The organism is Pseudorhodoplanes sp., from assembly GCF_059499825.1.
The window spans coordinates 472,950-493,405 of the sequence record NZ_JCABZI010000005.1; the positions used below are offsets into that span (position 1 = coordinate 472,950).

The 20,456-nt window shown below is 62.9% G+C and carries 21 protein-coding genes; 12 read left to right on the plus strand and 9 right to left on the minus strand.

The window, feature by feature from the left end; translation table 11 throughout:
• Positions 1-33: 33 nt before the first annotated feature.
• The 6 genes from AC5I5I_RS09465 (at position 34) to AC5I5I_RS09490 (ending at position 6,508) form a co-directional block, all read left to right on the plus strand.
• On the plus strand, positions 34-882 hold the full coding sequence (locus tag AC5I5I_RS09465) for an FAD binding domain-containing protein (RefSeq protein WP_495972223.1): 849 nt from the start codon (positions 34-36) through the stop codon (positions 880-882).
• Positions 879-1,358 (plus strand): (2Fe-2S)-binding protein, encoded by a 480-nt coding sequence (locus AC5I5I_RS09470; RefSeq protein WP_495972225.1) that lies wholly within the window; start codon positions 879-881, stop codon positions 1,356-1,358. The genes AC5I5I_RS09465 and AC5I5I_RS09470 overlap by 4 nt, the downstream gene beginning before the upstream one ends.
• Position 1,359: 1 nt before the next feature.
• A complete protein-coding gene (locus AC5I5I_RS09475; RefSeq protein WP_495972227.1) occupies positions 1,360-3,756 on the plus strand; it encodes a xanthine dehydrogenase family protein molybdopterin-binding subunit in 2,397 nt (798 codons plus the stop codon).
• Positions 3,757-3,913: 157 nt separating this feature from the next.
• Positions 3,914-4,867 (plus strand): cyclase family protein, encoded by a 954-nt coding sequence (locus AC5I5I_RS09480; protein WP_495972587.1) that lies wholly within the window; start codon positions 3,914-3,916, stop codon positions 4,865-4,867.
• A gap of 108 nt (positions 4,868-4,975) precedes the next feature.
• Positions 4,976-5,956: a glutathione S-transferase family protein gene (locus tag AC5I5I_RS09485; RefSeq protein WP_495758287.1), complete on the plus strand. Its 981-nt coding sequence runs from the start codon at positions 4,976-4,978 to the stop codon at positions 5,954-5,956.
• A gap of 117 nt (positions 5,957-6,073) precedes the next feature.
• Entirely contained in the window at positions 6,074-6,508 is a 435-nt protein-coding gene (locus AC5I5I_RS09490; protein ID WP_495972229.1) for a PRC-barrel domain-containing protein, read from the plus strand.
• Positions 6,509-6,577: 69 nt separating this feature from the next.
• Here AC5I5I_RS09490 and AC5I5I_RS09495 read toward each other — a convergent pair whose 3' ends face one another.
• On the minus strand, positions 6,578-7,024 hold the full coding sequence (locus tag AC5I5I_RS09495) for an NUDIX domain-containing protein (RefSeq protein WP_495972231.1): 447 nt from the start codon (positions 7,022-7,024) through the stop codon (positions 6,578-6,580).
• Positions 7,025-7,148: 124 nt separating this feature from the next.
• Here AC5I5I_RS09495 and AC5I5I_RS09500 point away from each other — a divergent pair, with 124 nt between their 5' ends.
• Complete coding sequence (locus AC5I5I_RS09500; RefSeq protein WP_495972233.1) at positions 7,149-8,042, plus strand: metallophosphoesterase family protein; 894 nt, start codon at positions 7,149-7,151, stop codon at positions 8,040-8,042.
• A gap of 6 nt (positions 8,043-8,048) precedes the next feature.
• Here the strand turns inward: AC5I5I_RS09500 and AC5I5I_RS09505 are convergent, their stop codons facing one another.
• Together AC5I5I_RS09505 and AC5I5I_RS09510 are read right to left on the minus strand one after the other, a co-directional pair.
• Positions 8,049-8,585, minus strand: a complete 537-nt coding sequence (locus AC5I5I_RS09505; protein WP_495972235.1) for a hypothetical protein — start codon at positions 8,583-8,585, stop codon at positions 8,049-8,051.
• Between the two features lie 18 nt (positions 8,586-8,603).
• Positions 8,604-9,383 (minus strand): hydroxypyruvate isomerase family protein, encoded by a 780-nt coding sequence (locus AC5I5I_RS09510; protein WP_495972237.1) that lies wholly within the window; start codon positions 9,381-9,383, stop codon positions 8,604-8,606.
• A gap of 349 nt (positions 9,384-9,732) precedes the next feature.
• Here AC5I5I_RS09510 and AC5I5I_RS09515 point away from each other — a divergent pair, with 349 nt between their 5' ends.
• Positions 9,733-11,136, plus strand: a complete 1,404-nt coding sequence (locus AC5I5I_RS09515) for a hypothetical protein (protein ID WP_495972239.1) — start codon at positions 9,733-9,735, stop codon at positions 11,134-11,136.
• Positions 11,137-11,139: 3 nt separating this feature from the next.
• Positions 11,140-12,066 (plus strand): methylenetetrahydrofolate reductase, encoded by a 927-nt coding sequence (locus AC5I5I_RS09520; RefSeq protein ID WP_495972241.1) that lies wholly within the window; start codon positions 11,140-11,142, stop codon positions 12,064-12,066.
• Positions 12,067-12,157: 91 nt separating this feature from the next.
• Here the strand turns inward: AC5I5I_RS09520 and gtdA are convergent, their stop codons facing one another.
• Together gtdA and AC5I5I_RS09530 are read right to left on the minus strand one after the other, a co-directional pair.
• On the minus strand, positions 12,158-13,231 hold the full coding sequence (gene gtdA, locus AC5I5I_RS09525; RefSeq protein WP_495972243.1) for a gentisate 1,2-dioxygenase: 1,074 nt from the start codon (positions 13,229-13,231) through the stop codon (positions 12,158-12,160).
• 138 nt (positions 13,232-13,369) lie between these two features.
• Positions 13,370-14,149, minus strand: a complete 780-nt coding sequence (locus AC5I5I_RS09530) for an SDR family NAD(P)-dependent oxidoreductase (protein ID WP_495972245.1) — start codon at positions 14,147-14,149, stop codon at positions 13,370-13,372.
• Between the two features lie 60 nt (positions 14,150-14,209).
• On the opposite strand from AC5I5I_RS09530, the gene AC5I5I_RS09535 reads away from it, so the two are divergent.
• Both AC5I5I_RS09535 and AC5I5I_RS09540 read left to right on the plus strand, forming a co-directional pair.
• Entirely contained in the window at positions 14,210-14,809 is a 600-nt protein-coding gene (locus AC5I5I_RS09535; protein WP_495972247.1) for a nuclear transport factor 2 family protein, read from the plus strand.
• A 39-nt stretch (positions 14,810-14,848) separates the two neighbouring features.
• Positions 14,849-15,964: an NADH:flavin oxidoreductase/NADH oxidase gene (locus AC5I5I_RS09540; RefSeq protein WP_495972249.1), complete on the plus strand. Its 1,116-nt coding sequence runs from the start codon at positions 14,849-14,851 to the stop codon at positions 15,962-15,964.
• A 110-nt stretch (positions 15,965-16,074) separates the two neighbouring features.
• Here the strand turns inward: AC5I5I_RS09540 and AC5I5I_RS09545 are convergent, their stop codons facing one another.
• From AC5I5I_RS09545 to AC5I5I_RS09555, 3 genes are all read right to left on the minus strand, one after another.
• The gene (locus tag AC5I5I_RS09545) at positions 16,075-16,629 is read right to left on the minus strand and encodes an NADPH-dependent FMN reductase (RefSeq protein WP_495972251.1); all 555 of its coding nucleotides are present in this window, start codon (positions 16,627-16,629) and stop codon (positions 16,075-16,077) included.
• A 9-nt stretch (positions 16,630-16,638) separates the two neighbouring features.
• A complete protein-coding gene (locus AC5I5I_RS09550; RefSeq protein ID WP_495972253.1) occupies positions 16,639-17,199 on the minus strand; it encodes an NADPH-dependent FMN reductase in 561 nt (186 codons plus the stop codon).
• A 148-nt stretch (positions 17,200-17,347) separates the two neighbouring features.
• Positions 17,348-18,325 carry a Bug family tripartite tricarboxylate transporter substrate binding protein gene (locus AC5I5I_RS09555; protein WP_495972255.1) on the minus strand — a complete coding sequence of 326 codons (978 nt, stop codon included), beginning with the start codon at positions 18,323-18,325 and terminating at the stop codon, positions 17,348-17,350.
• Between the two features lie 140 nt (positions 18,326-18,465).
• Between AC5I5I_RS09555 and AC5I5I_RS09560 the strand changes: the two genes are divergently transcribed.
• Positions 18,466-19,332 carry an IclR family transcriptional regulator gene (locus AC5I5I_RS09560; RefSeq protein ID WP_495972257.1) on the plus strand — a complete coding sequence of 289 codons (867 nt, stop codon included), beginning with the start codon at positions 18,466-18,468 and terminating at the stop codon, positions 19,330-19,332.
• 46 nt (positions 19,333-19,378) lie between these two features.
• On the opposite strand, the gene AC5I5I_RS09565 is transcribed toward AC5I5I_RS09560, so the two are convergent.
• The gene (locus AC5I5I_RS09565; RefSeq protein ID WP_495972259.1) at positions 19,379-20,455 is read right to left on the minus strand and encodes a malate/lactate/ureidoglycolate dehydrogenase; all 1,077 of its coding nucleotides are present in this window, start codon (positions 20,453-20,455) and stop codon (positions 19,379-19,381) included.
• Position 20,456 lies beyond the last annotated feature (1 nt).

Consider the following 20,456-nt stretch of genomic DNA (forward strand, 5'->3'; position numbering starts at 1 on the left):
GAATGCAAAGAACAAGACTTGGGGAGGTTCAGCGTGAAGCCGGCGCCGTTTGCGTATGCGAAGGCCCGTTCTGTCGAGGACGCGGTCAAGCTGTTGGGTGAACACGGTGACGGCGCCCGGCTGCTTGCAGGCGGGCAAAGCCTGATGGCGACGCTCAACATGCGGCTGTCGCAGCCCGGCATCCTGATCGATCTGAACGGCATTGCCGGCCTTGATGGTATCGCGCTGCATGGCGGCGACGTCGCGATCGGCGCGATGGTCCGGCATGCAGCAGCGGCGAAATCCGACGTGATTGCCAGACACGCTCCGCTGATCGCGATGGCGATGCCGCATATCGGGCATCCGGCGATCCGCAACCGCGGCACCATCGGCGGCTCGATTGCCTTCGCCGATCCCGCTGCCGAACTGCCGGCTTGCTTTCTCGCCCTTGGCGGCGAAGCCGAGATTGCCGGCAAGGGTGGCGGCCGCTGGGTGAAGGCCGACGATTTCTTCAAGGGACTGTACGAAACCGCGATTGGCCCGGACGAGGTACTGACCGCGATCCGCCTGCCGGCCGCAAAACCTGATATGCGTTATGGTTTCGCCGAACTCTCACGCCGTCACGGCGACTATGCGCTCGCCGGACTGGCTGCCTCCGCGCGCGCCGATGGCGCGTCGCTGAAGGACGTGCGGCTCGCCTATTTCGGTGTCGGACTTATGCCCCTTCGAGCAAAGCACGCGGAGGCCGCGCTCGCCAAAGGCTCGATCGACGATGCCGTAACGGCGCTCGCTTCCGACCTCGATCCGCCCGACGACATCCAGGAAACCGGCGCGGTGAAAATGCATCTCGCCAGCGTGCTGTTGCGCCGTGTCGCTGCGCAACTGGCGGGAGCGCGCGCATGAGCCACAGCTACGATATCGGGCTCACCGTTAACGGGGAAACTGTGACCGCCCGCGTCGAGGCGCGCAAGTCACTGGTCGATTTTCTGCGCGAGGATCTGATGCTGACCGGCAGCCATGTCGGTTGCGAGCACGGCGTCTGCGGCGCCTGCACCGTGCGGGTGAATGGCGAAGTGGTGCGCGGCTGCCTGACGCTCGCGGTGCAATGCGATGGCGCCAGGGTCGAGACCATCGAGGGCGTATCCGACACCGGCGAGATTGCCGACCTTCAGGATGCTTTTGAAAAGCGAAACGCCCTGCAATGCGGTTTTTGCACGCCGGGCATGCTGCTGACCGCGCAGGAACTGCTGGCGGGCGGCAAAACGCCGAGCCGTGAGGACATCCGCGAGCATATCTCCGGAAATTTCTGCCGCTGCACAGGCTATCACGCGATCGTCGATGCGGTGGAAGCGGTGGCGATGGCAAGGAACGGGAAGTGACATGAAAATCGTTTCCGACCTCCCCTCGCCGCTCACCGCGCTCGACCGTCCGAATTCCTATATCGGCCGCTCGGTGCCGCGCCCGAACCTGAAGCGCCTTGCACAAGGCCGCGCCCAATATGTGAGCGACATGACGCTGCCGCGCATGGCGCATGTGGCCTATCTCCGCTCGCCGCATGCCCATGCCCGGATCGTCAAGATCGACAAGAGCAAGGCCGAGAAGGCGCCGGGCGTGATTGCGGTCGTCACCGGTCCCGAACTTGCGAAGGTGATCACGCCCTGGGTTGGCGTGCTCACGCATCTGAAGGGCATCAAGTCGGCGCCGCAATATGCCATCGCGGTCGACCGCGCCTGCTGGCAGGGCGAGGCGGTGTGCGCCGTGGTGGCGCAAACGCGCGCACAGGCCGAGGACGCCTGCGAACTGATCGAGGTCAGCTACCAGGAACTGATCGCCGTCACCGATCCCGAGACCGCGCTCGATCCGAAGACGCCGGTGATCCATCCGGAGCTCGGCGACAACCTCACCTTCGAACGCACGCTGGATGCCGGCGAAGTCGACAAGGCGTTCGCGGAATCCGACGCGGTGATTGAGCAGACCTTTCATTTCGGCCGGCATACCGGCGTCTGCAACGAGCCGCGTGCGATCCTGGCCGACTGGAATCCCGGCGACGAGCGGCTGACGGTCTATCACGCGACCCAGGCGCCGCACATGATGCAGAACCTGTTCGCCAAGCATCTCGATCTGGCGGAGCATCAGGTCCGCGTCGTCACCAAGGATGTCGGCGGCTCCTTCGGCATCAAGGTGCATACCTATGCCGACGAGATGGCGGTGGTGGCGCTTTCGAAAATGCTGAAACGCCCGATCAAGTTCGTCGCCGACCGGCTGGAAAGCTTCGTCACCGATATTCATGCCCGCGACCACCGGGTGAAGGGCAAGATCGGCATCAGGAAAGACGGCACCATTACCGCCTTCGAGATTGACGATCTCACCGGCATTGGCCCCTATTCGGTCTATCCGCGCACCTCCGGCATCGAAGCGAACCAGGTCGTCAACCTGACCGGCGGACCCTATGCCTGCCCGAATTATCGGGCGCGCGCGCGGGTGGTGTTCCAGAACAAAAATGTCATGTGCCAGTACCGCGCGGTCGGCCATCCGATCGCGGTTGCCGTAACGGAGGGTCTGGTCGATCTCGCCGCAGCGAAGATCGGCATGGATCCAGTCGAGGTGCGCAAGAAAAATCTCATTCCAGACGATGCCTATCCGGCGACGGCGGCTTCCGGGATCAAGTTCGAGAAGCTGTCGCACATCGCATCGACCGACAAGATTCTTGGCATGATGGACTACAAGGCGCTGCGCGCCGACCAGGCTGTGGCGCGCGAGAAGGGTATCTATCGCGGCATCGGATTCGCGTCCTTCATCGAAGTCACCAATCCGAGCGCGGCGTTCTATGGCGTCGGCGGCGCAAAGATTTCCGCGCAGGACGGCGCGACCGTGCGGCTCGACGGCAAGGGCGCGATCTTTTGCCATACCGGTGTGTCCGAGCAGGGCCAGGGCGCGGAGGCGGTGATCGCGCAATGCGTCGCATCGGCCTTCGGCGTGTCGATTGACAAGGTGCGCGTCATCATGGGCGACACCGACAATACCCCTTACGGCGGCGGTACCTGGGCATCCAGGGCAGCGGGCATCGGCGGCGAGGCGGCGTGGCAGGCTGGCAAGGCTCTGCGCGAAAACGTCCTCGCCGCCGCGGCCTCCATCCTGCAAGCCAAGGCCGCCGATCTCGACATCGACGATGGCATCGTCGTTGACAAGGGCACCAAGACCGAGCGCATCTCGCTCGAGGAGGTTGCGCGCATCTGTTATTTCCGGCCCGACACGCTGCCGCCCGGCTTCCAGTCCGAGTTGTCCGCGACCCGCCATTATGTGCCACGCGCCTGGGCTTTCTCCTTCACCAATGGCATCCAGGCGTCCTATCTCGAGGTCGACACCGACACCGGTTTCATCAAGCTGCTGAAGCACTGGTGCGTCGAGGATTGCGGCACCGTCATCAACCCGCAGCTCGTCGACGAGCAGATCCGCGGCGGCATCGTGCAGGGCCTGGGCGGCGCGCTGTTCGAGCATTGCCTCTATGACGAGCGCGGCCAGATGCTGAACGGCAACATGGCGGATTATCTCGTGCCGATGGCGATGGAGATGCCGGACATGCAGGTCGGCCATGTGGTGACGCCGACAGCCGATTCCGAACTCGGCGCCAAGGGCGCGGGCGAAGCCGGCACCGCCGGCGCACCCGCCTGCGTGATGAATGCGATCAACGACGCGCTGCGGCCGCTGGGCGCGAAGCCGCTCACCGACATGCCGTTCACGCCCGGCAAGGTGCTGCGCGCGCTTGGGAAGGTGTAGCGAGACCTCACGAGATTTCCCACATCGTCAAACTCGTCTCGCAATCAGAGCAATCTGGCGCTGGACGTAACAGCGCCGCTTGATCACAATCCCGTCGGCCGCCCGGAGCGCATGGGGAAGAGCCGCAACGAGACTGTCGTGGAGGAACACCGTGTCGATGAACATCAAGGTCGGCCTCAAGGCCATCGAAGAGGCGTCGGAGAAACTCAGCAACTGGGGCCGCTGGGGAAGCGACGACCAGATCGGCACGCTCAACCACATCACGCCGGAAAATATCGTCGAGGCTGCCAAGCTGGTGAAGCAGGGGAAGGTATTCGCGCTCGGCATCCCGCTCGACCGCAACGGCCCGCAGACCGGCCTGTTTGGCGGCCGCTTCAATCCGATTCACCAGATGCTGGCGACCGGCACCGACGCCGTCACCGGTCAGCAGGACTGGAACAAGATCCGCTACGCCGACGATACGCTGAACCTCTGCGTGCAGGGCGCGACCCATTGGGACGCGCTGGGTCACATCTTCTACGAGGACAAGTGCTACAATGGCCACGACGCGAAGCTGATCGACTCGCGCGGGCTCGCCGTGCTCGGCATCGAGCACTCCAAGAACAAGATGGTCGGCCGCGGCGTGCTGCTCGATATCGCGCGCTTTCGCGGCGTACCCTGGATGAAGGACGGCGAAGGCATCTCCAATGAAGAACTCGACAAATGCGCCCGGGCCCAGAATGTCGAGATCCGCAAGGGCGATTTCGTGCATGTCCGCACCGGCCAGATGGAGCGCTGCCTGTCCGAAGGCGTGTGGGGCGGCTATGCCGGCGGCGACGCGCCCGGCGTGATGTTCGAGAATTGCTACTGGTGCCAGGAGAAGGAGATCGCGGCGCTCTGCATGGACACCTGGGGCTGCGAGGTGCGGCCGAACGAGACCACCGAGGCCAACCAGCCCTGGCACTGGGTGGTGATCCCGGCCATGGGCCTGTGCATGGGCGAGATCTTCTATCTCAAGGAACTCGCCGAGGATTGCGAGAGTGACGGCGTCTACGAATTCTTCTTCTCCGGCCCGCCGCTGATCATCACCGGCGGAACGGGAAGCCCGATCAATCCGCAGGCGATGAAATAAGCGCCGCGCGGCGCGGCGACGCGGCGCCGGAGAGGCCCTATCGGCCGAAAACACTTGGCGCGCTCGCCCTCTCCCGCCATATGAGCGGGCAGAGACAGGGAGCGCGACATGGGTTTGTTCGTTGACGGCGTCTGGCACGACACCTGGTATGACACCAGCGAAACCAAGGGCCGGTTCAAGCGCGAGGCGACCCGTTTCCACAACTGGATCACGCCGAATGGCGAGCCCGGCCCCTCCGGCGACGGCGGCTTTGCCGCGGAGGCGGGCCGCTACCACCTTTACGTCTCGCTCGCCTGCCCCTGGGCACATCGCACGCTGATCTTCCGCAAGCTCAAGAAACTGGAAGACCTGATTTCGGTCTCGGTAGTCTCGCCGCTCATGTTTGAGAAGGGCTGGACCTTCAAGCGAGACGAGGGCTCGACCGGCGACCACCTGCACGATGTCGAGACGCTGGGCGACATTTACCTCAAGGCCAACCCGAAATATTCCGGCCGCGTGACGGTGCCGGTGCTGTGGGACAAGAAGCGCGGCACAATCGTCAATAACGAGTCCTCCGAAATCATCCGCATGTTCAATTCGGCCTTCAACGGGCTCACCGGTGACACCGTAGACTACTATCCGCAGGCGCTTCGGCCCGACATCGACGCCATCAACCAGCGGATCTACGAGACGGTGAATAACGGCGTCTATCGCTGCGGCTTCGCCACCACCCAGGAGGCCTATGAGGAGGCCTTCGCGCAATTATTCGAAACGCTCGATTTTCTCGAGGGGCGGCTGTCGACGCAGCGCTATCTGTGCGGCAAGACCGTCACCGAAGCCGACTGGCGTCTGTTCCCGACCCTGATCCGTTTCGACGCGGTCTATGTCGGGCATTTCAAATGCAATCAGCGGCGGATCGACGATTACCAGAATCTGTCAAATTATACGCGCGAGCTTTACCAATGGCCGGGCGTCTCCGACACCGTCGCTATCGATCAATACAAGCGGCACTATTACGGCAGTCACAAAAGCATCAACCCGACTGGAATTGTTCCCGTCGGCCCGGCGCTCGCGTTCGAGCGGCCGCACGATCGCAGGCGCTTCGGATAGGTTCAGTGTCCTGACGCAACGGAACCGCGCACGGTTCGGTCGATTAAAGAAATTGTCACGGAACATTCGAGCGCGCGCGGACTTCACCTCCTGTCACCCTTAAGAAGGAGGAACTCCATGAAAGCTTATCCCATTATCGTGGCCGCTGCATTGCTCGCCACGCCCGTCCTCGCGCAGACCACCGCTCCGCAGCCGGGTGCGCCCGCCGCGACCAACCAGACCATGAACAAGCCCGCCAGCGGTCAGTGGCGCGCGTCCAAACTGATTGGCGTCGACGTGTACAATAATCAGAACGAGAAAATCGGCGAGATCGACGAGCTCATCATGACCTCGAACGGCCAGATCGCAGGTGCCATTATCGGCGTCGGCGGATTCCTGGGCATGGGCGAGCGCAATGTGATGGTGCCGCTCAACCAGCTCCGCTTCACCAACAATGACGGCGCGGCCACCACCGGCGCGGCGCGTGACGGTGATCGCAGGTGGTATCCCGAGCGTGCTGTCATGAACACGAACAAGGACCAGCTCACCGGCATGCCGGAGTTCAAGTACTAACATCCGGTTGTTGGGCAATCAGGGGCTCCGCGGTGCGGAGCCCCTTTTCTGTTGGAGAACAGTCTCAGTTCACCAGGTTTCGCTGGGTTTGACTCCCTCCAGCACTTCCGCGATGCGCGCGCGCGTTCCCGCTGTCGTGTCGGGCGGCAGGTCGTCGCGGGCGAAGAAACCATGCGCGATGATCTCGGCATTGGGTTGCGGCGGCGTCCCTTGAGTGAAGGCGTCAATGACGAACAGGGCAACGTGGTCGCGCCCGGAGACAGTCCGGTTGTGATAGATCGCGAACAGCCTCGGTGACTGGAGAATTTCGATATTCCCTTCTTCCATCAGTTCCCGGTCGAGCGCCTCGCGCATGCTCTCGCGTGCCTCCACCCCGCCGCCGGGGAGATGCCAGCCGGGGATGTAGGAATGCTTGACGAGGAAAATCCGCCCGTCGGCATCGATTGCCATGCCGCGCACGCCGAGCGTAAGCCCGCGGGAAAAGCGCCAGTACAAATGCATCAAAGGGCGAATCATCCGGACGGTGTATCCTTGGTTTCGCGCTGACGATGCGCCCGCGCCCGCGTTGTCGTCGGATTGTGCGTCCGGCTCACTATATTCTCAATCGACATCACCGCTGAAAGCCGTCACCGTCACTACCATGTTCGTCCTCGCTCATCTGTCCGACCCCCATCTCGGTCCCATGCCCTCGGCCCGTATCCGCGACCTCGCGGGCAAACGCGCCATCGGCTTCATGAACTGGCACCGGCGCCGCAAGACCTTCCATCGCGGCGAGACGCTGTCGCGCATCGTCACCGATATCAAGGCGCATCAGCCCGATCATATCGCGGTGACAGGCGACATCCTCAACATCGCGCTCCCTGGGGAATTCGCGCCCTCGCGAGTCTGGCTCGACACCGTCGGTCCCGCGCACGATGTCACCTTCGTGCCCGGCAATCACGACGCCTATGTCCGTAAGGCCGCGCGCGAATGGCATTCGCACTGGGGCGACTTCATGAAGGGCGACACCACCGGCGCCGATCAGTTTCCGTTCGTGCGGCGGCGCGGCGACATTGCTCTGATCGGGTTGTCCAGTGCCATCACCACCGCCCCCTTCATGGCCACCGGCAAGCTTGGAACCCAACAGCTCCATGCCCTTCCCGGTCTCCTGGACCGGCTCGGAGCCGAGGGCCTGTTCCGGGTCGTCCTGATCCACCATCCGCCAGTCACCAAGCCGGCGCATCGCTTCAAGCGCCTGATGGACGCCTCCAAATTCCGCGACGTGCTGCGCCGGCACGGCGCCGAACTCGTGCTGCATGGCCACGATCATATTCACTCGCTGGTGATGCTCGACGGCCCGTCCGTTCAAATACCGGCGCTCGGGGTTCCGTCTGCTTCCGCTATCGGCGGCGAAGGCGAACTCGCGGGGTACAATCTCTATGGCATCGAGAAGGCCGGGAATGGCTGGCGCTGCGAAATGACCGCGCGCGGATTCAAGCGCGGCGGCGGCGATTCGATCGTCGAACTAGGCAAGCGCGAGCTGTTTGCCGCTTAGGATCGATTAGCCGACCAGCAGCGCCACGATCGCCAGAGCGGCAGCGCCGGCCAACAAGCCGAGCACGAAAGCGCTGGCCGTGCGCCAATTGGTCTGCGGCGGCTGCCCGTGCAGCTCGCGGCTCTGTGCCAGAGCACGGTCCCGCTCGATCAGCCTTCCTGCGACATAACGCGTGATCGCCCTGGCGGTCTCGCCGATATCGGAGGATTCGGACAAGACCTTGCGGCCGTAGCGGGTCTCCTGCACGAAACGATAGGTGCGCTTGTCGCGACCCATGACGACGCAGGCGATGATATCGATCCAAAGCCGCGGCACCTCTCCGCGACTGATCCCGCGATCAAAAATATCGACGCTTGCAGGAATCTCGGCGAAGACCGGATCCAGGGCATCGTTCAGCATCTCGAGCCGCGCCGCTTCCGCATCGCGCATCTCGAGGACGATGCCGGAGCGTTCGGCGGATTCGATCCTGGCTTGCCGCAGCGCCTCCTTCAGCGCCGAAGCAGGCTCAGGCGGCTTCTCTTCGCGTTTCCTGCGGCCCCACATCAGCGGAAACTAGCCGTGTTATGCCGGCACTGGAAGAGCCGTGCGCAGCCATCCCAGCCCATCTTCCGTTCGCGCGCGCGGATGGTATTCAGCAGCTACCCAACCTGAATAGCCCAAAGCATCGAGCGCCCTGAATACCTCCGGATAGTTCACCTCACCCTCGTCCGGTTCGTGGCGCGAGGGAACCGCCGCGATCTGCACATGTCCGATCAGCGACAGATGGGCCTCGAAGCGCCGGAGCAGATCGCCGCCCATGATCTGCGCGTGATAGAAATCGAACTGGATGCGGATGTTGGATCTACCCGCCTTGGCGATAACGTCGGCGGCATGCTCGACGCGGTTGAGGAAGTAGTTAGGCCGGTCGCGATTGTTGATCGGCTCGAGCAGAACCGTGATCCCCTTTTCGGCCGCAAGATCGGCGGCACGCGACAGGTTTGCGACAAAGGTCCGCTCTGCCGCCGGTCGCTCGTTCACCGGCACAAAGCCGGCGAGACAATGAATAGCACTGCCACCGGCAGCAGTGATGTAATCCAGCGCCTGCGCAAACAGCGCATCGAACTCGCGTTCGCGGTTTGGCAGCGCGGCCAGTCCGAATTGTCCCTCACCGCCGCGCTCGGTGTTGATCCCGAGCAAGGCGAGCCCGTGGCGTTCGATCTCAACCCGGAGAGCCGATGCGGGCGTGGTGTAGGGAAACTGACCTTCCACCGCGAGAAAGCCGCCGGCAGCCGCGGCGGCGGGCCGCTCGATCAGCGGACGCTCGGTGAACAGATAGGCAATATTGGCGGCAAAACGGGGCATCGGACCTCGGACCGGTAGAAGCGGACTTGTCCGTCCGCGTTTGGCGGACTGAAACCGAAGCCGCTTCCTATCATGAGGCCCGCGGGTTTGCCGCTGTGCACAATTCGCCTCTCAGGCGCCTGTTGCTGTAGAGGCGATGGGCAGCACATCCCCAGACAGGGGCAGTATTCGCTCTGGCGATTCCGATAAAAATCTAGTTTTTTTAATGCTTTGATGGAGTGGGCAATTGCCCATATCGATCCCCAAAGAGTCGGTGGGACGTTTTGTGGTTGACCTCCTGTATACAAGGGGGTTCGATTATCGAAATAACAACGATATCCGCTGCGAGGAAACGAACGAGGGACGTGCGATGAACGCACACGAATTGCTGCAGGAAATTTCCGACTATTGCCGTCAGGCCGGGCTGGCCGAATCCACCTTCGGGCGGAGAGCGGTCAACGACGGAAAGCTCACGAGTCGGCTGCGCAACGGTGGGCGCATTACCACCGAGACACTCGATCGGATCCGCACATTCATGACCATCCACAATGGAAACGAAAGCGCGCGTCCCATGATCATCGAGCGTGGTGCCCGTCCGGCGACCGTCGATCCCGTACCGGCGAGGCCTGCGCCCGCCAATGCCAACGATGACGGCAACCGTGAATTCCGGTTCTTCGACAACCGGCAGAAATATCTTCTGTTCGTGAACACCTGCAGCGAGAAGTGGGTCGTTGCGAACAAGGTTTCGCAGGAACTCAGCAACATCCATCCGCGCCCGCCGGCCGTCCGCCTGTTCGATGCGGGCCTGGGCGACGGCACGGTGCTGACGCGCGTCATGCGCGCGATGCACCACCGCTATTCGAACATGCCGTTCTATATTTCCGGCAAGGAGATCAGCCTCGAGGACATCCGGCTGACGCTCGAAAAGATGCCGGACCGGCTGTACGAGCATCCCGCCACCGTGCTCGTGCTCACCAACATGTATTATTCGGAAGCCCCGTGGCTGACAGTGAAGTCAACGGCTGCGGCCAACAGTCTGGTCTGGAACGAAGTCGCGCTGACCGGGAATACCTCGCACGAATTCGAAGAGCAGATCACCGGGCTGCAGGACTTCCTTTCGGAAAACTGGAAGGCCGGCGTGAGCCCGAAGACCGGCAACCCGGTCTATGAGCGGCCCGTCGTCCTGGTGATCTATCGGCAGGACCACAAATTCCTGCTCGACCCGATCATCCCGCGCCGCGGCGCCGCGCATGCCGATTTCGATCTCGTCATCGCTTCGCAACCCTATCGCGCGCGCGCTTCGGCCGAATTCAAGGCGCAGAAGGTGATCGCGCCACTGGCCCGTGCACTGGGGCCCGGCGGGCGCCTGATCGCGATGCATTCCTGCGGCAACGATCCGGCCGCCGAGATCGTGCAAAGCGTGTGGCCCGGAGACAATCCGTTCCAGACCGACCGCCATGCGATCCTGCGTGAAGTGAAAAAGGCGCTCGGGCCGGCCGCACGCGATCTGAACTTCAATACCTATTCCGACAACCGCGCGATCTTCCGCTACGACATGCATACGCTGCCGAGCGAAGTCACCGGTTCGATCGGCACCTCGACGGTGCTCGCGGCGTGGAATGCCGCGATCTATGTCTCGCAGGTCGAGGACGAACGGCTCAACGAGGCGGTGAAGGACAGTCGCTATCTCGATGCGACCCGCGAAGTCCTGCGCAAGCACAACGGCCTCTGGTTCAACGACGAATCCTACGTCATTTCCCGAAGAAGAGAATGATCAATGGCCGCCCCGCTGCGAAAGCCCTCTCCGCGCTTTGAGTCCGACACCGTCGATGGGATCTGCGCTTTCCTCGCGGATTTCTCCGTCGAGGTGACGCGGCCCAAACTCACCGATCTGGAAGCGATCCGCGACACGGCCGGCGCGGGCACGCGCGTCTATGTCAGCGCCATCCCGACGCGGCCATCGACCGAGTTGATCGAGCAATCGGCGATGACGCGCCAATGCGGTCTCGAGCCGATCCCGCACATCGCCGTGCGCAATTATACGAGCCGGGATGAATTATCGTCCCTGATCGGTCGGTTATCGCAGGAGGCCGGCGTCAAGCGCGTGCTGATCATCTCCGGCGATCGCGGCGACTCCGCCGGCCCGTTCACGGCTTCGCTGGAGATCATCGAGAGCGGGATCCTGCAGCAACATGGCATCACCCATGTCAGCATCGCCGGGCACCCGGATGGCCATCCGGTCGTGGCGGACGACGTCATGCATCGCGCGCTGGTCGCAAAGATCGAGGCGGCGGAGCAGAGCGGGCTCGAGGCCGACATCGTCACACAGTTCGGGTTCGACGCCCAGGCGATCACCCGCTGGGTCATGAAGATGCGCGATCTCGGGATCGAAGCCCCGATCCGCATCGGCCTTGCCGGCCCGACCAATCTCACGACCCTGTTGAAATACGCGCAGCGCTGCGGCGTTAAGGCGTCGATTGGCGGCATCACCAAACATGCCGGACTGGTCAAGAACCTGTTCGGCGTCAGCGCGCCGGACTCCGTCGTCCGCGTGCTGGCGGGCGAGAATGCGACAGGCTCGCTTGGCACAGTCGCTGTGCACTACTTTTCATTCGGCGGTGTCGCCGCGACATCGAAATGGGCCGCACATGCGGCGCAGGGCCGGATCACGCTGGAAGGCGACGGGTTCTCGGTCGAACCGTAAGGCCGTTGTCGCCCCACTTTCGCGCCGACGACCGCAACAAAAAAGCCCCCGCTCTCACGGGGGCTTTTCGTTTGCAGGCTACGATTGCCGCCTAGTTCACTTCGCGCCAGATGCCGAGCGATTCCTGCATCGGCCGGTCGGAGATCGAGAACAGCACGCTCTGATCATCGGCCTTGTGCGAATACTGCTTCCAGGACGGGATCACGAACACATCGCGCGGTCCCCATTCGAACACTTCGCCGTCGATCGTTGTCTGCCCCTTGCCTTCGAGGCACGCGAAGATGGTGCCGTCGGTCGAGCGATAGGGCTGGCCCTTGAAGCCCTTCGGCAACAGCGACAGATGCGCGCCCATGGTCGGCGTCGACCAACCGCCATTGAACGGATTGGCGTAGCGAATGCGGAAGCCGTGATATTTGTTGACCTCGTCGGTCTTCGCCATCCGATCGAGGATCGGGCGAATCCGGTCATAGGCATAGTTGATGATCGGCGATTCCCTCTTAGTGTCGGTGCCGTCCGGCAGCACGCCCGAGCCGTAGCGCCACAGCGAATCGTTGTCGGTGTACTTGGTGTTCTGAACCGCCGAATCGAGATGCTCCGAGAATGCGGTCTCGAAGAAATTGATGGTCGGCACGTCGAGCACGTCGAGCCAGATCATCGGCTTTTTCGACTCGTTGCCGTGGTCGTGCGCGGTCCAGCTCGGAGTGAGGACGAAGTCGCCGTATTTCATCAGCGTCTTCTCGCCATCGACCTGGGTATAGGCGCCGTCACCGTCCAGGATCAGGCGGATGGCGCCTGCGGTGTGGCGGTGGGCGCCGGCAATCTCGCCCGGCAGGATCAACTGCAAGCCGGCATAGAGCGAAGGGGTGATGCGCGACTGGCCGCGCAGAGCCGGGTTTTCCAGGACGAGCACGCGGCGCTCGGCTTCCTCGGCGGTGAGCAGGCCACCGGCCTCCTCCACCATCGGCTTCACCTCGTCGAAATGCCAGATGGCAGGGGCCGCGATGGATTTCGGGCTCTTGGCCACGAGATCCTTCAGCACCTCCCACAGCGGCGCCATGTCGCGCTGCGAAATCTTGTCGTAGAAGGCGGCCCGCTTGGGATCCTTGCTGCCCTCGTAGACCTTGGCCTTTTTATCGTTCGGCTGGACGGCGGTAGCGGTCGCCATGCATTCCTCCTCATTAATTTCTCTGGATGGTTGCCCAGACAATAGTCGCAAATCGGCCCTGATCCTAGGGGCGGCCCACCGCGGCATATCTGCCATTCGGCCTTTTCACCGGATGGGTAAATCCCGCCCCGCTGCGCGTCAGGTGTTCACCGAGCCGCCGTCGACCGCGATGGTCTGCCCGGTGACGAAATCGCTGTCCGGCGACGACAGAAAAATCAGCGCCCCAAGCAGGTCCTGGGGGATCTGGTCGCGCTTGAAGGCGCGGCTGCCGACCACCCGGGCCTTGAGCGCGTCGTCATGGGTCCCGCTCGCCACCAGGGTCTCGCTCATCACCAGGCCCGGCGCGAGCGTATTGACGCAGATCCCGTATTCGCCGAGTTCGCGCGACAGGGTGCGCGTAAAAGTAGCAATCGCACCCTTGGACGCTGTGTAATGGAGCATGCCCGGCAGGCCCTTGTAGACCGTCCCGGACCCGATATTGACGATCTTGCCGTATTTGCGGGCCATCATGTGTGGAACCGCGTGTTTCGCGGTCAGGAACGAGCCGCGCACATTGACGGCGAACACCTTGTCCCAGAGCTCGACGTCGATGTCCTGCACCTTGGTATGCTGCAGGGGCGCGAACAGCGCGGCATTGTTGACCAGAATATCGATCTTGCCGAACCGCTCGACGGCCTTGGCCATCAGCGCCTTGACCTGGTCCTCCCGGCTGACGTCGCAGGTCACACTCATGGTGGCGTTGGCGCCGTATTTTGCGGCAATTTCGGCCGCCGCCTCTTCACCACCTGAAATATCGGCGATTACGACGCCCGCGCCCTCGGCCGCCAAGGCTTCTGAATAATGCCGCCCGATCCCCTTCGCGCCACCGGTGACGATCGCGGTCCGTCCTGCCAGTCTTCCGAGCTCAGTTCTTGCCATGTCTGTCCCAGCCTTTAGAAGTCCGCTGAGTTATGCACCGTTGCAGGAAGAAAGCGCAATATGACCTCCCGTACCGAAGACCGCCTCGCCATCCGTGAACTGATCGAGAACTGGGCCGTCCTGCGCGATGCACGGTTGTGGGATGAGTTCCGCAAGGTCTGGCACGAGGATGGCGTGATGCAGGCCACCTGGTTTCAGGGCACGGCCGACGAGTTCATCAAGGTGAGCCAGGAAGGCTACGACAAGGGCGTGCGCATCCTGCATTTCCTCGGCGGCATGCATATCGACATCAATACACACCGCGCCATTGCGCAAACCAAGATGACGATCACGCAGCGCGGGCTGGTCGACGGCGTTCTGTGCGACGTGGTTTGCACCGGCCGGTTCTACGATTTCCTGGAGAACCGCTTCAGCCAGTGGGGCCTGGTGCTGCGTCAGCCGATCTACGAAATGGACCGCTGTGACCCAGTCGACCCGGGCGCCAAGCTGAATCTCGATCAGAATATCCTGAAGCTTTATCCGGAAGGCTATCGCCACCTCGCCTATCTGCAGCACAAGATCGGCTACAAGGTGAAGCGCGACATGCCGGGGCTGGACGGTCCCGAGCTCGAAGCGCTTTATGCACGTGGCCGGGGCTGGCTGGAAGGCAAGGGAATCTAGTCGGCAAAGCAGGTCGTCAGACATCGGGGGATTGCGACAATGACATCCGTTCTGTTCTCGCCCTTCACCATGCGGGGATTGACTCTTGCGAACCGCATCGTGGTCTCGCCGATGTGCCAATATGCATCGGACGACGGGTCGGCGACCGACTGGCACATCCAGCATCTCGGGAGCTTTTCGATCGGCGCCGCCGGCCTGGTGATGACCGAGATGACGATGGTCAGCCGCGTCGGTCGCATTTCCTACAAATGCGCCGGCCTTTATTCGGACGAGAACGAGACGGCGCTGAAGCGCGTCATCGATTTCTGCAAATCGATCGGCGTTGCCAAGCAGGGCATCCAGGTCGGACATGCCGGCCGCAAGGCCTCGACGACGCCGCCGGGTCAGGGCGCAAGGCCTCTCAAGCTTGAAGAAGGCGCCTGGGAAACGCTGGCGCCCTCAGCGATCCCATTTGGTGAAGGCTGGCACATCCCGCGCGCGATGACCAAAACCGACCTGAAACAGGTGACGGATGAGTTCGTCAGCGCGGTGCAGCGCGCCGATCGGGTGGGCTACGATCTTCTCGAGATTCACGGCGGTCACGGCTATCTGCTGAGCGAGTTCTTTTCGCCGCTCGCCAACCAGCGCACGGACGAATACGGCGGCTCGCTCGAGAACCGGATGCGCTATCCGCTCGAAATCTTCGCCGCCTGCAGGGCGGTATGGCCGAAGGACAAGCCGATGGGCATCCGCATCTCGTCGGTCGATTGGGTCGAGGGCGGCACCACGATCGAGGACGCCGTGGTTTTTGCGAAAGAGCTGAAAAAGCTCGGCTGCGATTATGTCGACGTGTCGAGCGGGCAGGTCGATCTGCGTCAGAAGATACCCTTCGCGCCGGGCTACAACGCGCCGCTGTCGGAGAAGGTTCGTCGTGAAGCGCAGATCCCGACCATGACTGTCGGCCTGATCACGCAGGCGCGCCAGGCCGAGGAGATCGTGGCATCCGGCCAGGCCGACCTGATCGCGATCGCACGTGGCGCGCTGTACGACCCGCGCTGGGCCTGGCATGCCGCAGAAGAACTCGGCGTCGAGACGGAATACCCGCCGCGTGGGCGCGCAGCGCATCCATCGATGCGGCCGCAGGTGTTTCCGAACCGGGCGGCCAAGAGCGCGTAGACAGCCACAAACTTCGTTCATTCCCGCGAAGCGGGCATCCCAGTGCTCGTGGCCCTGGGTCCCCGCATTCGCGGGGACGAACGGGATTATATGGCCAGCGGGTTATTTCGCTACAGCTTTACCCGCCGCACGAATGTGCCGAACGCCTCGAGCTGCTGCTTGATGAGGTCGATGCTGGGCTGGTCCTTCAGCGCCACGGTCTCGGCATCGAACTTGTCCTTGGCGAAGGCGATCTGCACTTCTGGCTTGATGAAGACCAGTGCGTCGATCGCGGCCAGCGTCTGACGCATGTGGTACTGCATGCGCGAGGCGCCGAGCGGGCCGACCGATGCCGATTGCAGCGCAATCGGCTTGTCCTTGAACGGCTGGTCCTTGGTCTTCGATATCCAGTCCAGCGCGTTCTTGAGTGCGCCGGGAATGGTCCAGCCGTATTCCGGCGAGACGATGATGACGCCGTCGGCCGCGCGCACCGCGTCGGCCAGCACCATCACATCGGCCGGCACCGGCAGATCCTGATTGAAATGCGGGAAGCTGGCATAGCCCGGCGCCGCCGTGATGGTCATGTCGGGGGGCACCAGCGATGGCAGCAGCCGCGCAAGGCTCGCATTGTAGGAATTCTTGCGCAGGCTGCCGCAGATGGTGACGATGTTGAGGCTATTCGACATCGCAGAGCCTCAGCCCTTGTGATGCTTGTGGCGCTCGATGAATTTCTCGAAGCCCTCGAGCTGCTGCTTGATGATGGTGGCGGTGGCTTCGTCCTTCAGCTCGCCGGTCTTGTCGTCGAACTTGGTTTGCGCGGCGCCGACGAAGATTTCCGGCTTGTTGAACACGAAGGCGTCGAGAAACACCATGATCGTGCGGGCGTGATATTGCATGCGGGCGCCGCCCAGCGGCCCCATCGATGCAGATTGCAGACAGACCGGCTTGTTGACGAAGGGCTGATCCTTCATGCGGGACACCCAGTCGATCGCGTTCTTCAGTGCTCCCGGAACCGAGTAATTATATTCCGGCGTCACGATGATCACGCCATCGGCGGCACGAATGGCATCGGCCAGCGCCGTCGCGGCGGGCGGAAAGCCCTCGGCCTGGAGATCCGCGTTGTAGAGCGGCATTTCGATCGTTGGCGACGCCTTGATGCTCATCCCCGCCGGCGCGAGGCCCGGCAGCGCGTTCGCCAGCATGCGATTGAACGAGGCTTTGCGCAGCGAGCCGCAAATGGTGATCACATTCGACATTTCGGATACCTCTTGGGACGATCAATCGTGGACAGGGGTTGCCCGGCAGGCCGCTTGATAGCGGTGCCGGGCGGAAAAGTCATCTGCATGAAAAGCAAAGGCCGGCACCCGGTGCCGGCCTTTGCCCCCTCTGGACGGGTTGCCAGTCTTAGCGCTGCTCGATGCCCGCCTTTTTCATGAGATCGCTCCATTTGGCGATCTCGGAAGAAACGTGTTTGGTCAGCTCCTCGTTGGTCGAGGGCTTGACCACGATGCCGGTCTTGGCGATCGCCTGCTTCACCTCGTCCTTGGCGAGCACCTCGTGGACCGCCTTGGTGAACTTGTCGACCACCGGCTTCGGCGTGCCTGCCGGCATCGCGAAGCCATACCAGCTGGTGACGTCGTAGCCGGGCACGCCCGCTTCCGCGAGCGTCGGCAGATCCGGATAAGCCGGATTGCGCTCCGAGGACGTGACTGCCAGCGGCTTGACGTTGCCGGAGGCGATCTGCCCGCGAACCGCGGGAAGCAGTTCGAAGGTGAGTTGCACGTCGCCCTGCATCAGTGCGGTCACAACGTCCGGCGTCGTCTTGTAGGGGATGTGCTTGATGTCGGTGTCGGTCTGGACGCGGAACAATTCGCCGGCGAAATGCTGGGTGGTGCCGACGCCGCCGGCGGCGCCGTAATTGTATTTGCCGGGGCTCGCCTTGGCCTGCGCAACAACGTCCTTGACATCCTTGGCCTCGAATTTCGGCGATGCCACGAGCAGCAGCGGCACGGTACCGATCTGCGTCGCCATTTCGAAGCTCTTCACCGAGTCGTAGGGCAGCTTCTTGTAGAGCGCGCCTGCAACCGCATGCGCGTTGCTGAGGACGAGGACCGTATAGCCGTCCTTGTCAGCCTTCGCGACCGAATCGGCGCCGATCGTGGAGCCCGCACCCGGCTTGTTCTCGACCACGAAATTCTGGCCGAGCGTTTCCTGCAATTGCTGCGCGATGATGCGGCTCACGATGTCGGTGCCGCCGCCGGGTCCGTAGGGCACCAGAAACTTCACGGTTCGCGTCGGCCATTCCTGCGCGCTTGCCGGACCGACGCCGAGTGCAAGGCCCAGTCCTGCCGCCACCAACGCAAGCCGAAGTGTCCGATTCATCCCGATCCTCCCGGTTTCTGTTTGTTGAACCACCTCGCAGTCCCGCATGCGAGGCGTGGCTTGGCCGGTCTTGCCGCCAGCGGAGCTCGCCCGCGCGGCACGACTTGACCGTAGTTCACATATATGAACTAATTTCATAAATGAAACCGAAGTCGGACGCCGCTGTCAAGTCAGCCAACCGCGCACTCGACATCCTTGAGTACGTGGCGGATGCGGCAGAACCGCCCACCTTCTCGCGTCTGCTGGCCGATCTGCACGTGCCGCGCTCGAGCCTGTTTCATCTTCTCAACAATCTGCTGGCGCGCGGCTATCTGGAGCAGGATGGATCGGGCGGGCGCTATCGCCTTGGCCAGCGTGTCGCGCTCCTCGCGGCACGGCTGAAAGGCCCCACTCTCGCGGCGGCCGTGCTGCCGCATTTGCGATCCTTGAGCGACCTGCTGAACGAAACCTCCGGCTTCAACGTCTGGGTCGGCGACAGCGTCGAGGCAGTCGCCACAGCGATGGGTCGTCAGGCATTGGCCTTCACGATGAAGGTCGGCGAGCGCGCGCCGCTCTATGCGGTCTCGTCGGGAAAGATCGTACTGTCGCGTTTGAGCAACGACGAACTCGGCGCCTATCTCGATCGGGTCGAATTGCAGCGGATCACCGCGCACACGCTGCAATCGAAAAATACATTGCGCAAACAGGTCAGCGCAGTACGGCAGGACGGCTTCGCCTATTCGCGCGAAGAATTCACCCCCGGAATTACCGGCATCTCGACCGCCGTCATCAAGGACGGAGATGTCCTGGGCACGGTCAATCTCGCGGTACCGACAGCCCGCTTCACCGAAAGCCAGAATGTTGCGTTCCGCCGCGAATTGCGTTCCGCCGCAGCCGCCCTCGGCCACGCCCTGCATGCCGATATGATCGCGACATATAAGAGGGAGCGGGAGATGCCCGTCACAGCACAGGCCGGGATGCCGGCCTCTCCGTTCCAAACCGTGTCGCTGTCAGAACACTTGCGTTGACGCGCTTTCTCAACGCGATCCGGTACCCACTTCGCTCGAAAACGCTCTAGGCCAGCAGCCGATCGTCCAGGCCGACCGAACGCGCGGTGGCGTTCAATGCGTCGCAGGTTTCTTCGGTCAGCGGGATGCCGCCTTTCAGCCGATCGGCGCGGCGCCGCGCCTCCGGTTCGCCCGGCAACAAGACCGGCTCATTGGCATCGATCGGCTTTGCAGCTTTTACGTAGGCCAGAAACCGCGACAATTCGGCCGGCAACAATTGTTCCGGGTCGACCCGCTGCGGATCGACATAGAACGAGAACATGCCTTGCGACCAGCGCTTTTCCGGATCGGAGGCGCCATTACCGGTCAACGCGCCGCCGAGCAATTCACACATCAGCGCGAGGCCCGATCCCTTGTGATCGCCGAAGGCGCGCAACGCGCCCCTTCCCTTCTTGTGATAGCGGATCCCGGAGGCCGGATCGTAATCGCCGTAAAGTTCGTGCGGGTCGCTGCTCGCCCGCCCCTCCGCGGACACGAGCGCATCGGCCGGCAGCGCCTTGCCGCCCTGACTTGCGACCAGCACCTTGCCTTCGGCCACCAGCGAGGTCGCAAAGTCGAGAATGACCGGTAAGCCTGCCGAACGCGGCATGCCGATGCAGACCGGTGCAGTAGAGAACCGCCGATCGATGCCACCGAACGGCGCGACCAGCACCGAGCCCGCGACATTGACGAAATGCACCGATACGATGCCCTGCTCGGCCGCCATCTCGGCCCATTCGCCGACCCGCCCGACATGTCCGGAGTGACGCAGCCCGATCGCGGACAAGCCATGCTCACGGCATTTCTCGACGCCGAGCGACACCGCCTGCGGCGCGATGGTCTGGCCGAATCCGAATTGCCCGTCGAGGATCGCAAGCACCGGAATGTCGACCGCACGCTGCACGGTCTGGTCGGCGACGATCAGGCCGTCCCGCCGCCAGGTGGCGTAGCGCGGCACGCGGGCGACGCCGTGACTGTCATGTCCGGTCAGATTGGCATTGACCAGACAGCGTCCGATCCGCGTGGCTTCTTCCTGTGACGAACCGAGCGCGGCAAAAATATCGGCAACGAAGGCCGTCAGCTTTGCGGCATCAACAAGCGCCATG